A 3,736-nucleotide genomic window follows, 5' to 3' on the forward strand; every position below is an offset into this window, starting at 1 on the left:
GCAGCAGCGTCAGCAATTCAGCGCGCTGGCGAGGCGAAAGAAACCCGCCGCGAATCATGCCTCCAGCCGAATCCGAAAACCCTTCCGACGCAAGCCCCTTTTCGCCCCCTCAATGAGTCCGGGTATAATTCGGCGGCATGAAGATTCTTGTGGTCGAGGACGACGAGGGAACCGCCGGGTTCATCGCGGCGGGCCTTGCTGCACGAGGACATGAGCCGACCGTCGCGCGCGACGGCCGGGAAGGCTATGAGCGCGCAAGCGCCAATCGCTTCGACGTCATCGTGCTCGACCGCATGCTGCCGAAACTCGACGGTCTCGGCGTCGTCGCCCTGATGCGTAAGGACGGCGTCTCGACGCCCGTGCTCTTTCTCACCAACCTGTCCGGTATCGACGACCGGGTCGACGGACTCGAAGCCGGTGGGGACGACTATCTCGTGAAGCCCTTCGCCTTCGAGGAACTGATGGCGCGCCTGACCGCGCTCGCCCGCCGTCCGACTTTGGGGGCGTCGCAGACCCTGCTCAAGGCCGGCGATCTCGAAATGGACCTCGTCGCCCGCTGCGTGCGCCGGGGCAGAGAGGCGATCGACCTTCAGCCGCGCGAATTCCGGCTGCTCGAGTTTCTCATGCGTGCGGAGGGCCGGGTCGTCACCCGTAAGATGCTGCTCGAACAGGTCTGGGAGTACCATTTCGATCCGAAGACCAACATCGTCGAGACGCACATCAGCCGTTTGCGCACCAAGATCGATGGTGGCGGCCCCTCGCTCATCCAGACCGTGCGGGGCGCGGGATATTCGTTGCGTGCTTCGCATCCGGCTGATTAGGACGGCCAGCTTCCGGCTGGCCCTCCTCTATCTGGCGCTGTTCACCGCCTCGGCGTTGGCGCTGGGCGCTTTCGTATACATCTCCGTCCGACGCGAAATTCTTAGCGATTTCGACGAGCGCATCGTCGAGGAAACCGACGCTCTGAAGAGCGACTTCGCGGAAGGCGGCCGCGAACGGCTCGCCGGAATCATCGAGGCGCGCGGTTCGGGCGGCGCCGGCTTCTCCTATGGCCTCGTGGGACCCGACGGCAAGCCAGTCGCCGGAGAGTTGCGCGTTCCGGCCGCAGGCGCCCGCGCCGACGGCTGGAGGGAGTCGCAGGAAGGCGACGGCGAAGAGCCTGCCGAATCCAAGCCGGAGGTCATCCGCTCGCTCGCCACGCCGCTTGGCGACGGCTCGATCCTCATCGTCGGCGACGAGCTGCGACGCTCGGATACGATCCTGAAAGGCGTGCTCACGGCCCTCGGCTGGGCAGTCGCGGCCACCCTCGCTCTGGGGACGATCGGCGGATTGTGGCTGAGCGCTCAGTTCCTCGGCCGCATCGATTCGATGCGGCAGACCGCGCGTCGCCTCATGGCCGGCGACTGGAGCCGGCGCATTCCGCTGAGCCGCACCGACGACGACCTGACCGCGCTTGCGCGGACCTTCAACCGGCTGTTCGACCGCATCGAAAAGCTCTTGCAGGCGAACAAGCAGGTCAGCGCCGATATCGCGCACGATCTGCGCAAGCCCCTGGCGGGCGTGCTGCGCCGACTCGAAGCGGCGCGCGACGACACCTCGTCCGGCGCGGCGCGCGACGCGATGAACGCGGCGATCGGCGACGTCGAGGGAGTGCTCGACACCTTCAACGCCCTGCTCCGGATCGGTCAGGTCGAGGCCGGCGCGCGGCGGGCGGCGTTCCGCCCGCTCGACCTTGGGGGCGTGGCGCGAGAGGTGGCCGAGGCGTTCGCGCCGGCCGCCGAAGACGAAGGCAAGACACTTCTTCTGCGCCTCGACGCGCCGCTTGCGATCGCCGGCGACAAGGAACTCCTCGTGCAGATGATCGCAAACTTGATCGACAACGCCTTGCGCCATACGCCGGCCGGGGTCCGGATCGAGGTCGGAGGCGAGCGGACCCCGGCGGGGATCGCGTTATCGGTCTCCGACAACGGCCCGGGCGTCGCGCCCGGGGACATGGCGGCGATCTTTCAGCGCTTCTATCGGGCCGGCGCGGCGCAGCGCTCTTCCGGAACCGGCCTCGGTCTCGCGCTCGTCGCCGCGATCGCCGACCTGCACGGCCTCGACTGCCGGGCTTCCGACAATGGCCCCGGGCTGCGCGTCACGCTCGCGACGGCGGTCGAAGAGGAGTGAAGCCGATCAGCCCGATTCTTTCTGGCGCGCCGCGATGACCGCGGTGGAAAGCTGGGCGATGACCGCTTTGGCGTATTCGACCGTGAGGACGATATCGATCGCCTCGACCTTGCCGGGAAAGTCCGGGACCGCGGTCGTCACGGTGAGGTAGATATCGTCGTCGATCGCGGCCGCCGTCGGCGGCTCGTCCGTGGCGAAGAAGAACGGCGCGCCGTGCTCTTGTGTCTCCGTCATGACCCCCTCAAATAGATACCGTCAGGCCACGTCGCCGGGCCCGGCGGCCCGCTTGACGCCGACCACCATTGCGCGAGCCAGATTCTCGCGATGGCGCAGGCTCGCAAGCGCTACGCCGCCGACGTGAAGGACCACCAGCGCGAGCACGCCGTGCGCCAGAGAGCCGAATGGACATGCTGCAGGACCGTCGAGCCCCAGAAGGCGTCGGTCGTCATGAGCCAGCCACTGACCGCCGTCGCCGCCATCGCGACGAGCAGGACGACGATCATCGCCCCGCCCGCCGGATTGTGGCCGATGTAGCGTCGCTCAGAACCGCCCTTGATCGCCCGTAGATAGCCAATCACCGTGTCCGGCGACCGCACGAACTGGGCGAAGCGCGCATAGCGCGGGCCGACGAAGCCCCAAACGATTCGCAGCGCCACGAGCGCGCCCGCGGCGTAGCCTGCGGCGTCATGCAGGCGCTCCCAGTTTTCGGAGCTTAACCAGGCGACCGCGAAGCTCGCTACGAGCGCCCAATGAAAGGCCCGGACGAAGGGGTCCCAAACGCGGATCATGACCCGCCGCTTTCAGTTTTCGCCGGCCTCGGCGTTGTCGAGCTTCTCGAGCGTCTCGGCGTTGTAGGCCATGTTGGCGCGCTTGCCGTCCCTGTCGGTGGCGTAGACCTCGTAGCACCCGCCCTCGACCTTGATCTGGCGCACCTTGTAGCCGTCGGCCTGAAGCTGCGTCTCGAGCGCCGACTTCGGCTGCCACTTCGACTTTGGCCCGGTCGCGCATTTGCCTTCGGCGAGAGCCGGGCCGGCGGCGGCGATTGCGATAACGGTCAAGGCGCTGAACAACTTCATTAGGATCTCCAAGTTTCGAGGGTCGCGAGGGCGGCAGCCCGTCCTTCGCGTCGCCGTTCGAAATCGCGTCCCAACCCGTCGGATTTGCGTTGTTCAGATTACGGATCGCCAATGTCTCGTGGTTCTGGCTAGCCGCCGACCTTGAGCGAGGTCAGCGAAGCCTGCGCGGCCGCTGCGGGACGGGAAATGTGATGTCGGAGCGCGCGCGGGCGTAGCGGGCGCAGGGATACATTGTTGCATTTTGTGGAACGACCATGGCCTGCGCAGGCTCCGCGCGCGCCGCTTCAATGGTTGACGATGGCGAAACGCCAAGGGAGCAGAGATGCCATCGTCGCGGTCGAGTCCGCCAGGGCCAACCAATTATCTATACCCTGTTTACCCCACGACCCGAAATTCCCTGGGGTTTATGATGCGGAAATTGTCGGTGACGGCGCTTCGAAATTCGCGCCATCGCTTGGGTACGTCTTGGCGTAGGAAGCCGAGCGTCGCCT

5 protein-coding genes are annotated in these 3,736 nt (G+C 66.5%); 2 read left to right on the forward strand and 3 right to left on the reverse strand.

Going from position 1 to position 3,736, the window contains the following annotated elements; all coding sequences use genetic code 11:
* Positions 1–137: 137 nt before the first annotated feature.
* On the forward strand, positions 138–821 hold the full coding sequence (locus tag ACLP25_RS03035; protein ID WP_442467754.1) for a response regulator transcription factor: 684 nt from the start codon (positions 138–140) through the stop codon (positions 819–821).
* On the forward strand, positions 799–2,169 hold the full coding sequence (locus tag ACLP25_RS03040; protein ID WP_442467755.1) for a sensor histidine kinase: 1,371 nt from the start codon (positions 799–801) through the stop codon (positions 2,167–2,169). The genes ACLP25_RS03035 and ACLP25_RS03040 overlap by 23 nt, the downstream gene beginning before the upstream one ends.
* Positions 2,170–2,175: 6 nt before the next feature.
* On the opposite strand, the gene ACLP25_RS03045 is transcribed toward ACLP25_RS03040, so the two are convergent.
* From ACLP25_RS03045 to ACLP25_RS03055, 3 genes are all read right to left on the reverse strand, one after another.
* A complete protein-coding gene (locus ACLP25_RS03045; protein WP_442467756.1) occupies positions 2,176–2,403 on the reverse strand; it encodes a hypothetical protein in 228 nt (75 codons plus the stop codon).
* Between the two features lie 110 nt (positions 2,404–2,513).
* Entirely contained in the window at positions 2,514–2,957 is a 444-nt protein-coding gene (locus ACLP25_RS03050; RefSeq protein WP_442467757.1) for a cytochrome b/b6 domain-containing protein, read from the reverse strand.
* Positions 2,958–2,969: 12 nt separating this feature from the next.
* Entirely contained in the window at positions 2,970–3,245 is a 276-nt protein-coding gene (locus tag ACLP25_RS03055; protein ID WP_442467758.1) for a PepSY domain-containing protein, read from the reverse strand.
* Between the last annotated feature and the right edge of the window lie 491 nt (positions 3,246–3,736).

The sequence above is a fragment of the Roseiarcus sp. genome (assembly GCF_052145395.1).
In the GTDB taxonomy this organism is placed as follows: domain Bacteria; phylum Pseudomonadota; class Alphaproteobacteria; order Rhizobiales; family Beijerinckiaceae; genus Roseiarcus.